Annotated in this window: 15 protein-coding genes and 2 other annotated features; of the genes, 12 read left to right on the forward strand and 3 right to left on the reverse strand. The window is 38.8% G+C overall.

Translation table 11 applies throughout. The annotated features are described in order from the left end of the window. The first annotated feature begins 18 nt into the window (after positions 1-18). The 6 genes from OZZ83_RS12195 (at position 19) to nhaC (ending at position 7,028) form a co-directional block, all read left to right on the forward strand. Positions 19-690, forward strand: coding sequence for an HAD family hydrolase (locus OZZ83_RS12195; protein WP_002308332.1), 672 nt, complete (start codon positions 19-21; stop codon positions 688-690). Between the two features lie 76 nt (positions 691-766). Then, positions 767-1,001: a binding site (T-box leader), on the forward strand. Positions 1,002-1,042: 41 nt separating this feature from the next. After that, positions 1,043-1,281 (forward strand) — a binding site (T-box leader). 58 nt (positions 1,282-1,339) lie between these two features. Beyond that, entirely contained in the window at positions 1,340-2,413 is a 1,074-nt protein-coding gene (locus OZZ83_RS12200) for a methionine ABC transporter ATP-binding protein (protein WP_002308334.1), read from the forward strand. Between the two features lies 1 nt (position 2,414). Next, positions 2,415-3,095: a methionine ABC transporter permease gene (locus tag OZZ83_RS12205; protein ID WP_002308335.1), complete on the forward strand. Its 681-nt coding sequence runs from the start codon at positions 2,415-2,417 to the stop codon at positions 3,093-3,095. A 16-nt stretch (positions 3,096-3,111) separates the two neighbouring features. After that, the gene (locus tag OZZ83_RS12210; protein ID WP_002313417.1) at positions 3,112-3,951 is read left to right on the forward strand and encodes a MetQ/NlpA family ABC transporter substrate-binding protein; all 840 of its coding nucleotides are present in this window, start codon (positions 3,112-3,114) and stop codon (positions 3,949-3,951) included. A 31-nt stretch (positions 3,952-3,982) separates the two neighbouring features. Further along, the gene (locus OZZ83_RS12215) at positions 3,983-5,206 is read left to right on the forward strand and encodes a M20 family metallopeptidase (protein ID WP_002308338.1); all 1,224 of its coding nucleotides are present in this window, start codon (positions 3,983-3,985) and stop codon (positions 5,204-5,206) included. Positions 5,207-5,609: 403 nt separating this feature from the next. Then, positions 5,610-7,028 carry a Na+/H+ antiporter NhaC gene (gene nhaC, locus OZZ83_RS12220; RefSeq protein WP_002293789.1) on the forward strand — a complete coding sequence of 473 codons (1,419 nt, stop codon included), beginning with the start codon at positions 5,610-5,612 and terminating at the stop codon, positions 7,026-7,028. A gap of 381 nt (positions 7,029-7,409) precedes the next feature. On the opposite strand, the gene OZZ83_RS12225 is transcribed toward nhaC, so the two are convergent. Both OZZ83_RS12225 and OZZ83_RS12230 read right to left on the reverse strand, forming a co-directional pair. After that, entirely contained in the window at positions 7,410-7,853 is a 444-nt protein-coding gene (locus tag OZZ83_RS12225; RefSeq protein WP_195943389.1) for a DUF305 domain-containing protein, read from the reverse strand. A gap of 194 nt (positions 7,854-8,047) precedes the next feature. Continuing rightward, complete coding sequence (locus OZZ83_RS12230; protein ID WP_278023384.1) at positions 8,048-9,388, reverse strand: amino acid permease; 1,341 nt, start codon at positions 9,386-9,388, stop codon at positions 8,048-8,050. Positions 9,389-9,669: 281 nt separating this feature from the next. On the opposite strand from OZZ83_RS12230, the gene OZZ83_RS12235 reads away from it, so the two are divergent. Further along, positions 9,670-10,566: a hypothetical protein gene (locus tag OZZ83_RS12235; protein ID WP_002334915.1), complete on the forward strand. Its 897-nt coding sequence runs from the start codon at positions 9,670-9,672 to the stop codon at positions 10,564-10,566. Between the two features lie 142 nt (positions 10,567-10,708). On the opposite strand, the gene OZZ83_RS12240 is transcribed toward OZZ83_RS12235, so the two are convergent. Then, positions 10,709-11,650 (reverse strand): 2-dehydropantoate 2-reductase, encoded by a 942-nt coding sequence (locus tag OZZ83_RS12240; RefSeq protein WP_002293798.1) that lies wholly within the window; start codon positions 11,648-11,650, stop codon positions 10,709-10,711. A gap of 125 nt (positions 11,651-11,775) precedes the next feature. Here OZZ83_RS12240 and OZZ83_RS12245 point away from each other — a divergent pair, with 125 nt between their 5' ends. The 5 genes from OZZ83_RS12245 to murQ all read left to right on the forward strand — a co-directional run bounded on the left by OZZ83_RS12245 (position 11,776) and on the right by murQ (position 17,423). Beyond that, positions 11,776-12,897 (forward strand): glycerate kinase family protein, encoded by a 1,122-nt coding sequence (locus tag OZZ83_RS12245; protein ID WP_278023383.1) that lies wholly within the window; start codon positions 11,776-11,778, stop codon positions 12,895-12,897. A gap of 257 nt (positions 12,898-13,154) precedes the next feature. Continuing rightward, entirely contained in the window at positions 13,155-14,657 is a 1,503-nt protein-coding gene (eat(A), locus tag OZZ83_RS12250; protein WP_002334914.1) for an ABC-F type ribosomal protection-like protein Eat(A), read from the forward strand. Positions 14,658-14,723: 66 nt separating this feature from the next. Beyond that, positions 14,724-15,251 carry a histidine phosphatase family protein gene (locus OZZ83_RS12255; RefSeq protein ID WP_002320007.1) on the forward strand — a complete coding sequence of 176 codons (528 nt, stop codon included), beginning with the start codon at positions 14,724-14,726 and terminating at the stop codon, positions 15,249-15,251. A 211-nt stretch (positions 15,252-15,462) separates the two neighbouring features. After that, positions 15,463-16,524, forward strand: coding sequence for a DUF871 domain-containing protein (locus OZZ83_RS12260; RefSeq protein ID WP_002306097.1), 1,062 nt, complete (start codon positions 15,463-15,465; stop codon positions 16,522-16,524). A gap of 2 nt (positions 16,525-16,526) precedes the next feature. Next, positions 16,527-17,423, forward strand: coding sequence for an N-acetylmuramic acid 6-phosphate etherase (gene murQ / locus OZZ83_RS12265; RefSeq protein WP_002306098.1), 897 nt, complete (start codon positions 16,527-16,529; stop codon positions 17,421-17,423). The last annotated feature ends 7 nt before the right edge of the window (positions 17,424-17,430 follow it).

Consider the following 17,430-nt stretch of genomic DNA (forward strand, 5'->3'; position numbering starts at 1 on the left):
GAAAGGATTAATGTATAGATGAAAGGTGCAATATTTGATTTAGATGGTTTGTTAGTGGATACGGAAAGAACGTATCGGGATGGTTGGCTTTGGGGATTCCAGCAATTTGATATTCATATCCCGAAAGAAATCGTTGACGCTTGGGGCGGAAAAAACTGGAAACAAAGTTTTGATATTTTAGTGCAGGCAGCAGGCAGTCCTGAAAAAGTGCAGGAAGTCCGAGCAAAGCGTGAAGAATATTTTTATCAACAGCTGACAAGTGGAGCTATCCAATTGAAACCCTACGCAAAAGAAATATTGACAGACTTAAAAGAACGTCATATGAAACTAGGGATTGCTACGACAACTGTTACGAAAAGAGCAACAGATATCTTGGATCACTTTCAATTAGCCGATTACTTTGATACGTTTACGTTCGGAGATGAAGTATCGGAGAACAAGCCTTCACCAGTCCCTTATCTGACAGCTTTGGAACGAACAGGATTAGAAGCTCTTTCAGCTTTTGCAGTGGAAGATTCTTTAGTAGGAGCGACAGCCGCTTCACGTGCAGGACTAGGCGTTGTTTTGATTCCCGATTCCAGTTTTGTTCGAAATTATAGCGTCGAAGAGAAGGAAAAATTGAACCTTCTTGCGGAAGGAAAAGATCTTCGAACTGTTATTGAAATGTTAGATAAAAAAACAGAAAAATAAATATAGAAAAAATAATTTGGATTTCATGCTTGACTTTTCAGTTTTCCTCCTGTAGATTATTCCCAACAACAAAATATTGATTTCGTTGAGAAGGAAAGTAAGCTTGGAAACTTTGCAGAGAGGCTCTGGCTGGTGAGAAGAGTCAAGTAAGAAAAGCTGAAAAATGGCCTTGGAGAATAATTTGTCGATAAGTAGGCAAATTCGGAAATGTTCGACCGTTAAAACGAACGCCAATCTCTCTTTTTGAGATGTTGGGCTTGAGGGAAGGAAACTTCCGAAAAAAGGTGGTACCACGATACGTCGTCCTTTTACTGACATAGTTTATGTTAGTAAAAGGATTTTTTTTTGAATATTATTTGCATTGAAATGGTAAGTACGATAGAAGAACCTTTGACAGAGAGCTTCGGTAGCTGAGAAGAAGCAAGGAACGACTATTGGAAAATGGCCATCGAGCAATTCATCCCGAGCATAGATGTAAGGCGGTGACGGCTGCGACCGATATCTTGCTAGAGTATGATGGTACTTGAAGAGGAGTTGTGTGTGAACACAGCTTGAACATGAGGTGGTAACACGCAAAAAGGCGTCCTCAAGAAAATGACTATTTTCATTTTCTTGAGGATGCTTTTTTTATAGACAAGGAGGAATGTTAATGATTGAATTGCGAGATATTTCTGTATGTTTCAAACAAAAAGAAAAAGAGATACAGGCAGTAGATTCTGTAGATTTAACGATTGAAAAAGGGGATGTTTATGGGATCGTCGGTTACTCAGGTGCAGGAAAGAGTACGTTAGTCCGCGTGATGAATTTGTTGCAGAAACCAACAGCAGGAGAAGTCATCGTCAATCAGACGAATTTAAGCCAGCTCTCTCCAAAAGAATTGCGAAAAGAAAGAAAGGCCATCGGTATGATCTTTCAGCATTTCAATCTAATGGAAAGTCGAACGATTTTTGACAACGTAGATTTTTCTCTAAAGTATTCTGGAAAATCAAAACAGGAACGTCGTCAAAAAGTGAATGAACTACTGGAACTTGTCGGTCTGGAAGAAAAAGCATCTGCGTATCCTAAACAACTGTCGGGGGGGCAAAAACAACGAGTGGCAATCGCACGAGCTCTGGCAAATGAACCTAAAGTGTTGTTATGCGATGAAGCAACTAGTGCACTTGATCCGAAAACGACCCTTCAGATCCTTGCACTGTTAAAAAAACTAAATCGTCAGCTAGGTCTAACAATCGTCCTGATCACTCATGAGATGCAAGTTGTCAAAGAAATCTGCAACAAGGTAGCGGTTATGGAAGCGGGGAAAATCATTGAAAAAGGTAGCAGCATCCAGATTTTCAGTCATCCTGAAGAAGAATTGACTAAAGATTTTATTCGGACAGCGACACACCTTGACCAAGCATTGGAAACAATCAGTGCCCATGCTGCTTTTGCCGATCAGATTGCAAATAAATGGTTGGTGGAATTAAGTTATATCGGCAACCAGACGAACGAACCTCTAATCGCTCATCTTTACAGCAAGTACCAAGTAACAGCGAATATCTTATACGGTAATGTAGAGCTATTACAAGAAACACCCTTAGGAAGTTTGATCGTTACTTTAGCTGGAGAAACCAAACAGCGGCAAAAAGCATTGGATTATTTGATTAAATCTGGTGTAAAAGTAACTATTTTACAAAAAAATGAATTAGATAACCGTATCAAAGTCATCGAAGGAGGAAACTAAAATGACTGAATTTTTTAAAACATATTTGCCGAATGTCTATTTGATTCCGGATGAATTCATCGAAGCGACAAAGCAAACACTATATATGTCTTTTTGGACGGCATTCATTGGTGGGATCATCGGAATCATCTTAGGTGTGACGTTAGTAGTGACACGTCCAAATGGATTACTAGCTAACAGGCTGCTGTTCGAAATACTTGATAAGTTGATCAATATCATTCGTTCCATCCCTTTCATTATCTTGCTTTCTCTTTTAGCTTTGACTACTCGTTTCTTAGTTGGAACGACGATTGGTGCCAAAGCAGCTTTAGTCCCTTTGATTTTTGGCGTTGTCCCGTTTTTTGCCCGTCAAATCGAGAATGCACTGCTAGAAGTTGATCCTGGGGTGATCGAAGCAGCAGAAGCGATGGGCACGAGCCCAATCGGCATCATTTTACGTGTTTATTTGTTAGAAGGGTTACCTGGTATCATTCGGGTCTCAGCGTTGACGATCATCAATGTGATCGGACTGACTACCATGGCTGGAGCAGTAGGTGCCGGAGGATTAGGGAATCTTGCTATATCGAGAGGATATAATCGATTCCAAACAGATGTAACGATTGTCGCTACATTATTGATTCTGGTCTTAGTTTTTTTGAGTCAATTTATCAGTAATCAACTGATTAAAAAAGTCACACATTGAAAGTGGAGGAGAAAAAATGAAAAAAATTATTCGTTTTGCAGTCATTACATTTGTAGCAATTATTTGGTTGGCAGGATGCAGCCAAGGAAAAGCAGCTACAACTGACAAAAAAGAAACGACCGTAAAACTAGGGATCATTGGGGAAGATACAGATGTATGGGACGATGTGAAAGACCGTTTGAAAAAGGAAAACATCCATTTGGAATATGTGAAATTTACAGATTACAATCAGCCAAATGCGGCTTTAGCAGATGGATCGATCGATTTGAATTCCTTCCAACATCAATTCTTTTTAGACAATTACAATGAAGAACACGGAACTGATTTAGTATCGATTGGGAATACGGTTAATGCACCGTTGGGAATTTATTCCAATACGTTAAAAGATGTGGCTGATATCAAAGATGGAGCAAAAGTTGCAATCCCTAATGATGTCACGAATGGCGGCAGAGCTCTTCTGTTATTGCAAACTGCTGGATTGATCAAAGTGGACAAGGCAAAAGGCCAAGCGCCTACCGTTTCTGATATTACCGAGAATAAAAAAAATCTAGACATTTCTGAGTTAGATGCTTCCCAAACAGCACGTGCTTTGTCAGATGTAGATATTTCAGTCATCAATAGCGGTGTAGCTGTAGATGCTGGATTTAATCCCGCTTCTGATGCAATCTTCTTAGAACCAGTCGATGAGCATGCACGTCCTTATGTCAATATCATCGTTGCAAGAAAAGAAGATGAAGACAATAAAACGTATCAAAAAATAGTAGATGCCTATCAAACAGAAGAAACAGCCAAAGTAATCGAAAAAACATCAAAAGGTTCAAGCGTACCTGCGTGGGAAACATTCGGGAGAAAATAAGAAAAAACGACTAGCATAGGAGGAAATTTTTATGACAACCACACTCTCAACAAATCAATTGAAGGATCTGATTCAATACCGTTTACCAGAATATCAAGCACTTGCACTAGCTATCCACGACCATCCTGAAGTAAGTAATTATGAATTTTATTCCTCAGCAGCTTTAATCAAACAATTGGAAAAAGAAGGGTTCTGGGTAGAAAAAGAAGTAGCTGGGCACCGAACAGGCTTTGATGCACGTTATATTTCCAATAAACCAGGTCCGACAATTGCCTTTTTGGCAGAATTTGATGCTTTACCAGGTATTGGTCATGCATGCGGACATAATTTATTTGGTACTTACTCCGTATTAGCAGCCAGCATAGTGAAACAATTCATTGATGAGATTGGCGGAGAAATCCGTGTGTATGGTACTCCGGGGGAAGAAGGAGGCGAAAATGGATCAGCTAAGGGAAGCTTCGTTCGGGAAGGTTTTTTTGAGGATGTCGATGCAGCATTATGTGTCCATCCAGCTTTTCGTTATGGGAAAACGACAGAATCTTTAGCAAATGATCCAGTCGATATCAAATTTTACGGTGTCGCTTCTCATGCAGCAGCAGCACCTGAAAAAGGAGTAAATGCTTTGGAAGCCTTGATCCAAGTGTTTAACGGAATCAACGCTCTACGCTTGCAATTGCCAAAAGATGTCAATATCCATGGAATCATTACAGATGGGGGCGTGGCGGCCAACGTCATACCAGACTACGCTGCTGGACGTTTCTATTTACGTGCAGGAAATCGACAAACATTAGACAAAGTATATGAAAAAGTGGAAAATATCGTACGAGGCGCTGCATTAAGCATGGGTACGACTTTTGAGTTTGGATTGTTCCAAAATGCAGTCGATGATGTCATCGTCACGCCTTCTTTTGATGACTTATTCTTCCAACATGCAAAAGAAGCAGGGGTTCCTGATGAAGAAATAGAAACGGAACAAAGAACAAGTCTAGGTTCTTCTGATGTAGGAAATGTTAGCCAAGTTATTCCAACGATACAGCCTACTGTAGCAATCTCTGAGACATATATTGCCGGACATACAGAAGAATTCAAAGCTGCTGCTAAAAGTGAAAAAGGACTTGCTTCTATTGCGATTGCAGCGGAATTACTTGCCAATACAGCTCTAGATTTATTGAGAGAACCCAAGCTATTAGAAAAAATCAAACAAGAACATCAAGAAATAGTAGCAAGAAAAAAACAAGAGGGCGCTACTTTCTAGTAAAAAGATAAAGTTGTGCGCGAAAGTTATAAAAATAATTTTCAGAAAAATGAAAAAATATTTTCTTTTTCATTGACAAATGATCTTATGGAAGGTAAACTTCATACAAGTCAACTTTTCACGCAGTAGCGGTTAGGTGTTTTGTTCAGAAAGTCGGTGGTCGCTGTGAACCGATCAAGCCTAATTGACGAATTACATGGAAAGTCCATACATTTGAATAATCGTTTGAAAGTGAAAAACAGATCTGTTTTTAATTAAGGTGGTACCGCGGAGTCATTCGTCCTTAGTTGAAAGCAGGTCTTTTTATTTTTATAAAGGAGGAATCGCGGATGAATTGTGGCGGAGTAATCCGATATCTTAACTTTTTTAGAACATAAGAACAACTAAAAAAGGAGAGATTATCATGGAAAAAAAAGGAACACCAAGTTTTTTAGAAGCAACACTTGTATTGATGGTCATTGTTTTAGGCATTGCGATTGGCGTTGTCGGATTAAAGGTTTCACCTAATATCACGATTTTGGCAGCTATCGGAATGGTCATGTTGTACGCAGTGATAAAAAAATACCCGACAGATTGGTTGCACGAAGGGATCATCAATGGCATCAAACCGGGGATTATTCCAATCTTTATTTTTATTTTAGTCGGTTCATTGATTGCTGTATGGATACAAGCAGGAATTATTCCAACCCTCATGGTCATTGGATTTAAATTGATTAGTGTCCAGTGGTTCGTCCCTTCTGTATTTGTTGTTTGTGCAATCGTAGGTAGCGCTGTAGGGAGTGCCTTTACTGTTATGTCAACGATTGGGATTGCATTTTTCGGTATTGGGACAACACTAGGACTAAATCCAGCCCTTGTTGTTGGAGCCATTGTTTCAGGTGCCGTTTTTGGAGACAAGATGTCTCCATTATCCGAATCAACAAATTTAGCAGCAGCTATTGTTGATGCCGATTTGTTCAAACACATCAAGCATATGATGTGGTCAACTGTTCCGGCATTTGTTGTTTCTTTCTTTTTATTCATGATTTTAGGACACACAAGTAAAGCCGCAAGTCTTTCATCTATTCGTGAAGTGACTGATATTTTAGAAGCAAACTTTACTATTTCGATCTGGTCACTGATTCCTCTATTTTTAATGCTCTTGTGTGCATGGAAAAAGGTACCGGCAATTTTGACGATTTTGTTGAATATTGCTGTAGCAGTAGGAATGATCTTTATTCAAAACCCACAAACTTCCTTAACGAAGTTGGCAGGGGTCATCGAATCGGGATTTGTTTCAAATACTGGAAACCAACAAATCGATTCACTACTTAGCCGTGGAGGAATCGAAAGCATGATGCCAACTGTGTCATTGATTATTCTAACATTGTCATTAGGTGGTTTGTTGATCGAATTTGGGTTGATCTCAACCGTTATGGAACGAGTATCAAGAAAGATGACGAATACCCCAAAATTGATTTTTACAACATTGATGACAAGCATCGGAGTAAATATCTTTATTGGAGAACAATTTCTATCTGTTATCCTGCCTGGTAATGCATTTAAAGAAACTTACGAAAAAGCAGGATTTGATCCAACTGTATTAGGGAGAACACTAGAAGATGGTGGAACAGTAATCAACTACTTAGTGCCTTGGGGAATCGCCGGAAGTTTCGTAGCAAGTACATTTGGCATTCCTACACTCACTTACTTGCCATTCGTGTTTTTCAGTTTGCTTTCACCTGTGTTTTCGATGGTCAGTGCCTTTACAGGTTGGGGGATCTCAAAGAAATTTGTGAAACCGCAAGAAGCAGTAAGCAAGACAGCGCAATTAGAACAATAAAAATGTAAAAAGGGAGTGTGACAAAAGTCTTGTCACACTCCCTTTTACGAGTAAACGGTGTTCAAAAGCCAGTTTCTCGGTATTAAGCCAAATTTATGCAAAAATGTGGAAAGCCATTTTCACAAAATTTTTCTTAATACTCGAAACTAAGCGACTTTTTCACAACCTCTCGATAAACGGTGTTCAATCAGCTGACCCTCGGTATTAGCTCAAAAAATGGCAAAATATGAGGAACTATTTTGCCATTTGTTTCTCTAATACTCAGGTCAGAACGCTGATTTTACAACCTCTGATTCACGGTGTTCCAGAAGTAGCTTCTTCTTATTTCTTGAAGTTGATCACTTCTGGAACATCCTCTTTTTTTATTTGGATGGATAATGGTCATTCCATTTCTTTGATCATTTTTTTCATTTTGTCGATTTCTTCTTCTTGTGCCTGAATGATTTCTTCCGCTAATTTTTTTACTTCAGGATCTTTTAAATCAGCTCGTTTACTTGTCAAGATAGCAATAGAGTGATGAGGGATCATCGCCTTCATCCACGCCGTATCATTGACAGTTATTTGGCTTCGTACCATAAATAAGGAACCGGCAAAAACAAGAAGACTAGCGGCTAAAATCATAGCATTTATCTTTTTGTTTTCATACATTTTCCACATGAACAACAACATAATGACTGCCATGACTGCACCCATCATCAGCGCCATGAATACACGTGTGCGACTGAAGAAGATATGATCAAGCGCATAAACATTCAAATACATCATACCAAACATGACTACCGTCGAAACACCAATCATCAACAAAAACTTCCAATACTTTTTCATTTAAAACAAACTCCTTTTTCTTCATTCCTTTCTTCTATCATGTCATGAGCGTGGAGAACAATCAATTAATCTGCACAGATGGTTTTTGAACACCGTTTATTCGGAAAAAAGAACTGCAACAATTTTTGTCGCAGCTCCTTTTTTTCAATAGCTCCAGATATTCAATATAAATAGAATAAAATTCTCTATTGGTTTCATTCATTCGTCAAGACGAAAGCATCATTCTTTTTTTGATAACTGAAATAAATGAACAGGTAAAGCAAACCGGTCAATACAGTTACCCCAATGGAGTTCGTGAATAGGATACCAAGGAAAATCAACCCTAAGACTGCTAATGCAAAAAAGCTGATTCCTTTGTCCCATAACGTTCCTTTCCTTAGTGTCAGTACAAAGGACGCAGCACTGATAATGATCCAGATCAATAATACTGTATAGGAAAGAGAACCTGCCAGATAGCCAAATAATTTGTCACCGACAAAATAAGAAAGAGCCACACCTAGATAAAGAACACTGGTACAAAACAGCACAGCACGTTGCGGTACTTGATGCTTGTTTAAAACAGCTAGTTTTCTAGAGGAACCTTTCCGATCTTTCAAGCGGAAGAACAAAATTCTCGAAGAAGCATATACACCTGAATTGATAGACGAGAACAGAGCAAGAACAATCACGAAATTGACGATATCTGCCGCAAATGGAATATTCATTTTTTCAAATACCATCACAAAAGGACTAACGTTCGTGCCTGCTAAAGTATTCCAAGGAAAAATAATCAAAAGCAAAAATAAAGGAATAATGTAAAAGGAAATGATTCTTCCCATGACGCCTTTGATTGCTTTAGGAATCGCACGTTTAGGATCATCTGCTTCGCTTACTGTGATAGCAATCAACTCAGAACCGCCGTAAGAATAGATAACTACAAGCAAAGAACTGATGATTCCCTTCATACCGTTGGGAGTAAAACCACCATGATCAGTTAATTGTTGAAGGGTAGGGAAAACACCAGTACCCAACATTTGCTGACCGACAAGATAAGCAGCAAAAATGATCAATAGGATAATGACACTGATTTTAGCAAAGGCCAGCCAATATTCTGTCTCTGCGAATAATCGTACCGAATAAAGATTGATGATAGTAGTTAAAACAGCCAACATAAAAACAAATACCCAAGCTGGAATGTGGGGGAACCACAACTGTAAAAAGGAAGCAGCTGCAACAGCTTCAGCAATGATATTGATAATCCACATGGACCAGTAGACCCAATCGGTAAAATCGGCAGCATGAGCACCTAGATATGGACGAATCAATCCAGATAATCCGTGGTGCGTATCACCACCACTTAAAACAATTTTTCCCAGACCTTTCATCACGATGTATAAAATTATGCCGCCAATCAAAAAAGCGATCAATACAGAAGGGCCGGCGATTCCAATCGCTTCGCCACTTCCTTTAAATAGACCTGCACCAATCGCTCCACCTAAAGCTAGCATGGTGATATGTCGGGAGCTAAGTTGTTTTTTTAATTTTTTATCTTCCATAAATAACCTCTTTCTTTTAAATTCACAATCAAAATGTATAGTAAGAATAAATAGTAAGAATAAATAGCAATAATAACAATGACTAATGATAACAAATTTTCAGATAATTACAACTATTCAGAAAACTTTTAGGCATATTTTAATGGAAGAATGATTTATTTCATCGTATTTTCATAGAAATGTTAAATTTTTATAAAAATAATAGGAAGCGTTTTACTGGCTTTTTACTATTTAAACAGGCTATCATAGGAAAAAGTGACAGAGAAAGTGAGGCGGAACAGATGAACAAAAACGACGTATTGCTAATTGCGAAAAATAAATCACTTTATTTTTTTCCTTCCATCCGCTCTTTAGATGTTTGGTCCGGAAAAGATTTACTACAGTCGGAATTCATTAAATCAGCTCGACAACAGTTGGCAAATTATCAGCTGATCGTTTTTTTAGATTATGGATTTGATATGGAGATGGCTCGACGCGTGCGTCCATTTACCAATGCAAAAATCGTGTTATTTTTTTGGAACCACTTCAAAGCAGAACACGAGGCGATGCTGAAGCAGGCACAAGATGAACCGGCAATCGATGAGATTTATCATTTTGATTTTTTAGAAGCGAAAGAACTTGGACTAAAACATAATAGTTCCTTTTATTCGAAACATATGGATTTTTCTTCTAGCGAACCAAAGACGGATCTATTTTTTGGTGCAACGAATAATGGGAGAAAAGAACGAGCAGAAAGCTATAAGCAGGAATTTATAAAAAGAGATGTTACGACCAACTATTTCATTCTTCCGCTTCGAGGAAATGAACAACCTGGATACCTTACTTATGAAGAGTATCTGAAAAAAACCGGGGAATCGAGGGGGATTCTAGAACTGTTGCGGGAAGGGCAGCAAGGAGTGACTTTGCGAACGTTTGAATCTATGTATTTTCAAAAGAAACTAGTGACAGATAATCAAGCCATAGCTCATTATCAGTTTTATCATCCTGAAAATATTTTTTTGCTTCAAGAACGTGATTTAGATGAATTACCGGAATTTTTGCATACGCCATTTCAACCAATCCCATCAGAACTGTTGGAATTTTTTGATGCAGAAAATTGGGCAAAACGTTTTTTCACTACTGACTCCGCTATTTATGAACAATATGAATACGATCTTTCCTCTGTTAAAAATAAATAAAAGTGCCAACCAATCATAGATGAAAATAAACAAGCGCAATTCTTATGGCAACATGAGAATTGTGTTTTTCTTTTTGATCTTTCATGGGGGTAAAAAAATGAGAACCAGCTGCTGATCCAGCTGATTCTCATCAGAGAGCCTTTTATTCTGCGCCAAGGATTCCTTCTTTTGCATGGACTAATTGGGTCAAAAAGGCACAATATGGTGTAGCAATATCATATTTTTGTCCTTTTCGCCAAACGGCACCATTGATGTAGTCGATTTCAGTCAAACGATGGTTTTTGATCAGGTCTTGGTACATAGATGGGTAATGCAACCCGATGTTGTCAGGATCATAAGTAGAAGCAATATGTTGGTACACTTCTTCTTGATCTAATGTGATTCCTTCTTTTGCTGCGATAGAAGCAAACTCAGATACGATCGTTCGAACCATGCCCTCTGCCGCTTTTTGCGCACCTAATTCAGCAATATTACAATCCAATATCGTGCATAATCCATTTAATGTTCCGTTTACACAAGCTTTTCGCCAAATGGAATAACGAACATTATGACTATAGATTGGATTCAATTTTGCTTCTTGAAAGACTTCTACAACTTTTTTTGTAAATGCTTCGCCTTCTGGTTCCAAGTTCTCTAGTTCGATTTCTCCATCACCTAATAATGTGACTTTTCCGGGACCAGCTAGACCAGCTGTCCACATCGTGATCCCAAATAAGATATTTTTCTTTGGTACATATTTTTCCAGTACATCTTCATGACCTAATCCATTCAGTAAACACAAAACATAAGTATTCTCAGTAATAATGGATTGGATCGAACGAAACATATCATCTAATTGATTCGCTTTTGTCAAGGCTACGATCAAATCCACGTGTTTGTTGCTTTCGATGATTTCTTCTGGTGAATAGATTGGCAGTTTTGCAACTACTTCTTTGCCATTAAAGTCAGCAATCAATCCATTTGTACGAATGGCTTCAATGTGAGCAGGCCAGCGATCGATCAAGACGACCTCATTTCCGCTTTGATGCAACATTAATCCGATTCGGCTGCCCATTGCTCCGGCTCCAGCTATTGCGATTTTCATGTTTTTTCTCTCCTTTATTCAATGAGTTCCCTTTTAGTATATAGAAAAACAGAAGAAAATAGCATTGTTTTGTTTGAAAAAAGTGAAAAAAAGTGTCTTACTTAAGAAGAAAGTGAGGGATATAGATGGATATTTTGGCGGCAATCGATTCATTTAAAGGAAGTGCTTCTTCATTTGAATTAAATCAGGCAGTTCTAAATGGTTGGGAAGACCGTAAAGGAAGAAAAATCAATGTGCCGATTGCAGATGGCGGAGAAAATACTGCAGAAGCAATCTATTACGCGCTCGGGGGAACCTGGCGTACGATTGATGGGATGGATCTCTTATTTCGTCAGCGAAAAATCAGTTATTTATTGACGAACTGGCAAGGAAAAAATACCGCAGTCATTGAATCTGCACAAGTATTAGGATTAGATTTACTTGATAAACCAACGGATCAAACCATCCGACTTGCTTCTAGTTATGCCTTGGGAGAGCTTATCAAAGATACACTGCTTCAAGAAGTGGAACAAATCATTGTCACTTTAGGAGGAAGCGGATGTAGCGATGGTGGTCTAGGATTACTCCAATCCTTGGGTGCTTCTTTAGAAGGGTACACAGAAGGAAATCCTTTGTTATCTACTAGAAAACTTCATTTGGATCGAAGGAACGTTCTTGTTTCTAAAGTAAAAGTGATCATCGCTGCAGACGTGACCAACCCATATACAGGTCAACAAGGAGCTGCTTGGCAATTTGGAAGACAAAAAGGAGGAACGGATACGACGTTAGCTTTCTTGGATAAACAAGCTGAAAAGATTGCTCAGCAGATAAAAGATGTTTGGGAGGTGGATTTAGATGACATCCCAGGAAGCGGAGCAGCAGGCGGTATTGGCGGAGCCCTTTTTTTGTTAGGAGCGAAGATGATCTCTGGTTTTGAGTTGGTCAGCCAAATCACTGGATTAGAAAAACAGATCGAACAAGCGGATGTCATCATTACAGGAGAAGGGCGGATTGATCAGCAAACAATCCACGGAAAAGTTCCATATGGCGTAGCAGTGCTTGCAAAAAAATATCGAAAACCAATAATCGCTATTTGCGGAAGTAGAGACCAAGAGCTGGAAGGACTCTCTGATTTTCTCCCCATTGTCTTAAGCATTCAATTAGGACCAATCGATTTAGAGGAAGCAATGGAACACAGGCAAACATTAGAAAAAACAGAAATCTTAGGACAGACACTCAGCAGATTTTTCAACATTCTCCCGAAGTAGTTGACAAAAACAATTTCTTTATGCTATCGTAATTTCAAATATAGGACAAAGTGAGGGATCCGTGCATTGAAAAATTAAGTCGATTGATGAAAGCTGCATTCAGACTGTACCTTGTGGAGACAAGGGAGCAGTGTGCAGATTTTCGGGATTGGCTTGGTTCTTTCGATGTATGGGTCTTTTTGTGTGCCCCAACCCTTGCATCCTCTTTAGCCAGTTTTGAAAATAGGACTGGTCTTTTTTTACGAGGTGATGGAATAATGTCTAAAATCGAAATAAAAAATCTGACATTCGGCTATGACAGCCAAGGCACATTATTATTTGAACAAGCCAATCTAAACTTTGACACACAATGGAAACTAGGACTTATCGGACGAAACGGTCGAGGAAAGACAACTTTACTGAATATCCTGCAAAACAAACTCCCTTATCAAGGGCAAGTGATCCATCAGCAAGCGTTTGTCTATTTCCCGCAGCAAACAAAAGATAAAGAGCGTTTGACCTATTATGTGTTAAATGAGATTACGGATTTTGAGATATGGGAAATTGAAAGAGAGCTCCAACTGATGCAAACAGATCCTGAAATCTTATGGAGAGAATTCAGCACACTATCAGGAGGAGAGAAGACAAAAGTCCTACTGGCACTCTTATTTGTGGATGACACTCATTTCCCGTTAATCGATGAACCAACGAATCATTTGGATATCTCTGGCAGAAAACAAGTAGCGGCTTACTTGAAAAAGAAAAAACAAGGATTCATCGTGGTGAGTCATGATCGGGGATTTATCGATGAAGTAGTGGACCATGTTTTAGCAATCGAAAAGAGCCAACTGGAACTTTATCAAGGGAATTTCTCTATCTATGAAGAACAGAAAAAACTTCGTGATGAATTTGAAATAGCTAAAAATGAAAAATTGAAAAAAGAAGTCAGCAGGCTAAAGAAAACAGCAGCTGAAAAAGCAGAATGGTCTCGTTCCCGAGAAGGAGACAAAACAAAGAAAAAAGTCGGATTCATCGATACGGAATCTAGGCGAGTGAATAAAGGAGCAGTAGGCGCTGATGCTGCACGGACGATGAAACGATCTAAAGCAATCGTGAATCGGATGGAAACCCAGATCAGTGAGAAAGAAAAATTATTAAAAGATATCGAGTATATCGATGCTTTGACGATGAATAGCCAAGTGTCTCATCATAAACGGCTGTTAAGCGTAGAAAATCTTCAATTAGGGTATGAAAATCTGTTATTCGAGCCAGTTCATTTTACGATCGAACCTCATCAGCGGGTGGCAATTTCAGGTCCTAACGGCGCGGGAAAGTCATCCATTATCCATTATCTTCTGGGGACATTCAACGGCAAGGTTGTAGGAGAAAAATCCCAGCCCAAACATTTGACCATTAGTTACGTACGCCAAAATTATGAAGACAATCGAGGGACATTGGCGGAATTCGCGAAGAAAAACCGAGTAGACTATCAAGCATTTTTGAATAATCTCCGAAAGCTTGGGATGGAAAGAGATGTTTTTCATAATAAAATCGAACAGATGAGTATGGGACAACGGAAAAAAGTGGAATTGGCTAAATCTTTATCCCAACCAGCTGAGCTCTATATATGGGATGAACCATTGAATTATTTGGATGTCTTCAATCAAGAACAATTAGAACAACTGATTTTGAACGTGAAACCTGCTATGTTACTAGTGGAACATGATCAAACCTTTCTAGATAAAGTATCTACTGAGATTATTTCTCTTGAGAAAATCTAAACCTTGTAATCTCAAAGACAACAAGGTATGGTTAAGGAGAACTTTGTCAACGAAGGAGAGAATCACATGCTTTATGTAACGAGACACGGAGAAACAACTTGGAACGCACAAGGATTAGTTTGCGGGCGAGCAGATGTGCCGCTGACTGAAAAGGGACAGATGCAGGCACAGGCACTAGCAGAAAAGGTAGTAGATTTGCCTGTTCCAATCACGAAAATCATCCATTCCCCTCTTCAACGAGCAAGAGATACAGCACAAGCAGTAGCTGATCGTCTCAATTTGCCGATGACCGCTGATGAGCGATTGGTAGAAATGGATTTTGGGGATTATGACGGACTGCCAAGCAAAGATGAAAACTTTCAAAAAGCGCGTTTAGCGTTTGCTGTACGTTTCCCAAATGGAGAGTCGGTCTTAGATGTGTACGCACGGATCGTTCCTTTATTGAAAGAATGCATGGAAGACGAAGAAAATGTCTACTTGTTAGTCTGTCATAATGCCTTGATAAGAGTGATCAATGCTTATTTTCATCCAATGCCTAATGAAGGGTTCTTTACATTCATGGTAGACAATACAGAATTAATTTCTTATGAGTAATTAGACTTTTGTGTTATTTAAATAAAATGTTTCAAGGCACTGCTTTTGCTTAGCAGTGCCTTTTTTGTGGCTGTGTCAATTCTTTTGGCATTATAAATCCAATTTTTAGAAATAAAATTTAATTATTTTAACAAAAGTATTGAAATTTTGTTTCTTTAGATATATACTCTAGTCATAGAAATGAAGACGGATACAGAAAAAGAGGGATAATATGTTTGGCTTTTCAATATTTATGAATGATTCTTTGTCAGAAGAGAAGAAACAGTATATCCGCCAAATGGCATCCAATGGCTTTGTCGGTATTTTCACTTCCATGCATATACCGGAAGATGATGTTTCGGCTTATCAAAATCGATTGATCGAACTAGGAAGCGAAGCGAAAAAGAATAAACTAGAGTTGATGGTCGATATTTCAGGAGAGGCATTGAAACGAGCTGGCTTTTCATTAGAAGATCTAACACCCTTGAAAGCAATTGGTGTAACAGGGTTAAGAATGGATTATCATATTTCTAATCAGCAGATCGCCGACTGGTCACATCAATTGAAAATCAGTTTGAATGCCAGCACGATCACGCCTAAAGATATCGATGAGTTGAAAGAAGCAGCGGCTGATTTCTCACAGATTGAAGCTTGGCATAATTATTATCCACGTCCTGAAACAGGGCTGGACAAAGAATGGTATCAGGAAAAAAATCAATGGCTCAAAACTCAAGGATTCCTTGTACAAGGCTTTGTACCAGGAGATACAGAGTTGAGAGGTCCACTGTATCAAGGATTACCAACTTTGGAAGAACATCGAGGGATCCATCCTCTGGCAGGTGCTCTTGATCTATTAGCAAGTAACACGGATATTGTTTATATCGGAGATGCAGGTCTGTCAGAACACGTTCAGGAGCAATTTGCTTCTTTCCAAAAAGAACAGACAGTCTTGCTCCATACGGAACCTGTAGATGAAGTTTTTTACGAATATATATTAGGAAAACATACGAATCGGCAAGATGATGCAAGAGATGTCATACGAAGCGCAGATGCGCGTTTTCGAGAGATTCCGCCAATCCCAGTAAGAAATACAGCTAAGCGTATGAAAGGATCTATTACTTTAGATAACGAAAAGTATTTGCGCTATATGGGTGAGATCCAATTAACTAAATATGATTTGCCAGCGGATGAAAAAGTGAATGTAGTAGCCAAAGTCATCAAAGAAGAACTACCGCTGATCAACCAAATCAAAGCTGGTATGAACTATCAATTTATAAGAAAAGAAGGAAGATAAAAATGAGCAAAATCAATTTAGAGAACCTAACAACGGAACGCAGAAACCAAGAAACTTTTGGATTAGATGAAATGAGTATTTCTCAAGCAGTCCAACTCATGAACAAAGAAGATCAGAAAGTGGCCGCTGCTGTTGAAAAAGAACTGACAAGTATCGAGCCAGTGATCGCCAACACGATTGAATCCTTTAAAAAAGGTGGTCGCTTGATTTATATGGGAGCTGGAACGAGTGGTAGACTTGGTGTATTAGATGCTGCTGAATGTGTACCGACATTCGGTGTAGAACCGGAAATGGTCATAGGCCTAATTGCTGGTGGAGAAGAAGCAATGACTGTAGCCGTCGAAGGAGCCGAAGATTCTTATGAATTAGGGCAAGAAGATCTAATCAAGCTGAATTTAACAAAAAATGATATAGTTATTGGTATCGCAGCTAGCGGTCGTACACCATATGTGATTGGTGGATTAGATTACGCAAAATCGATTGGTGCTGTTACAGGAACGATTTCTTGCAATAAACAAGCAGAAATCAGCAAGCATGCGGATTTCCCAATTGAAGTCGATGCAGGACCAGAATTTTTGACAGGCTCTACTCGATTGAAGTCAGGAACAGCACAAAAACTGATTTTGAATATGATTTCTACTATCAGTATGATCGGTATCGGTAAAGTATTCAATAACTTGATGGTCGACGTCAAACCAACAAATGAAAAACTAATCGAACGCTCAAAACGAATCATCATGCAAGCGACAGAAGCTGACTACGAAACAGCTGAAAAGTACTTTGAGGAAGCAGATCAAAATGTCAAACTGGCTATCGTCATGATTTTGACAAATAGTGATAAAGAGGCAGCTCAAGCAAAATTAGCTGAAGCAAACGGTTTTGTAAAAGGAACCTTATGAGGGGGAA

It is taken from the genome of Enterococcus sp. E5-162, assembly GCF_035725965.1.
Lineage (GTDB): Bacteria > Bacillota > Bacilli > Lactobacillales > Enterococcaceae > Enterococcus_B > Enterococcus_B lactis.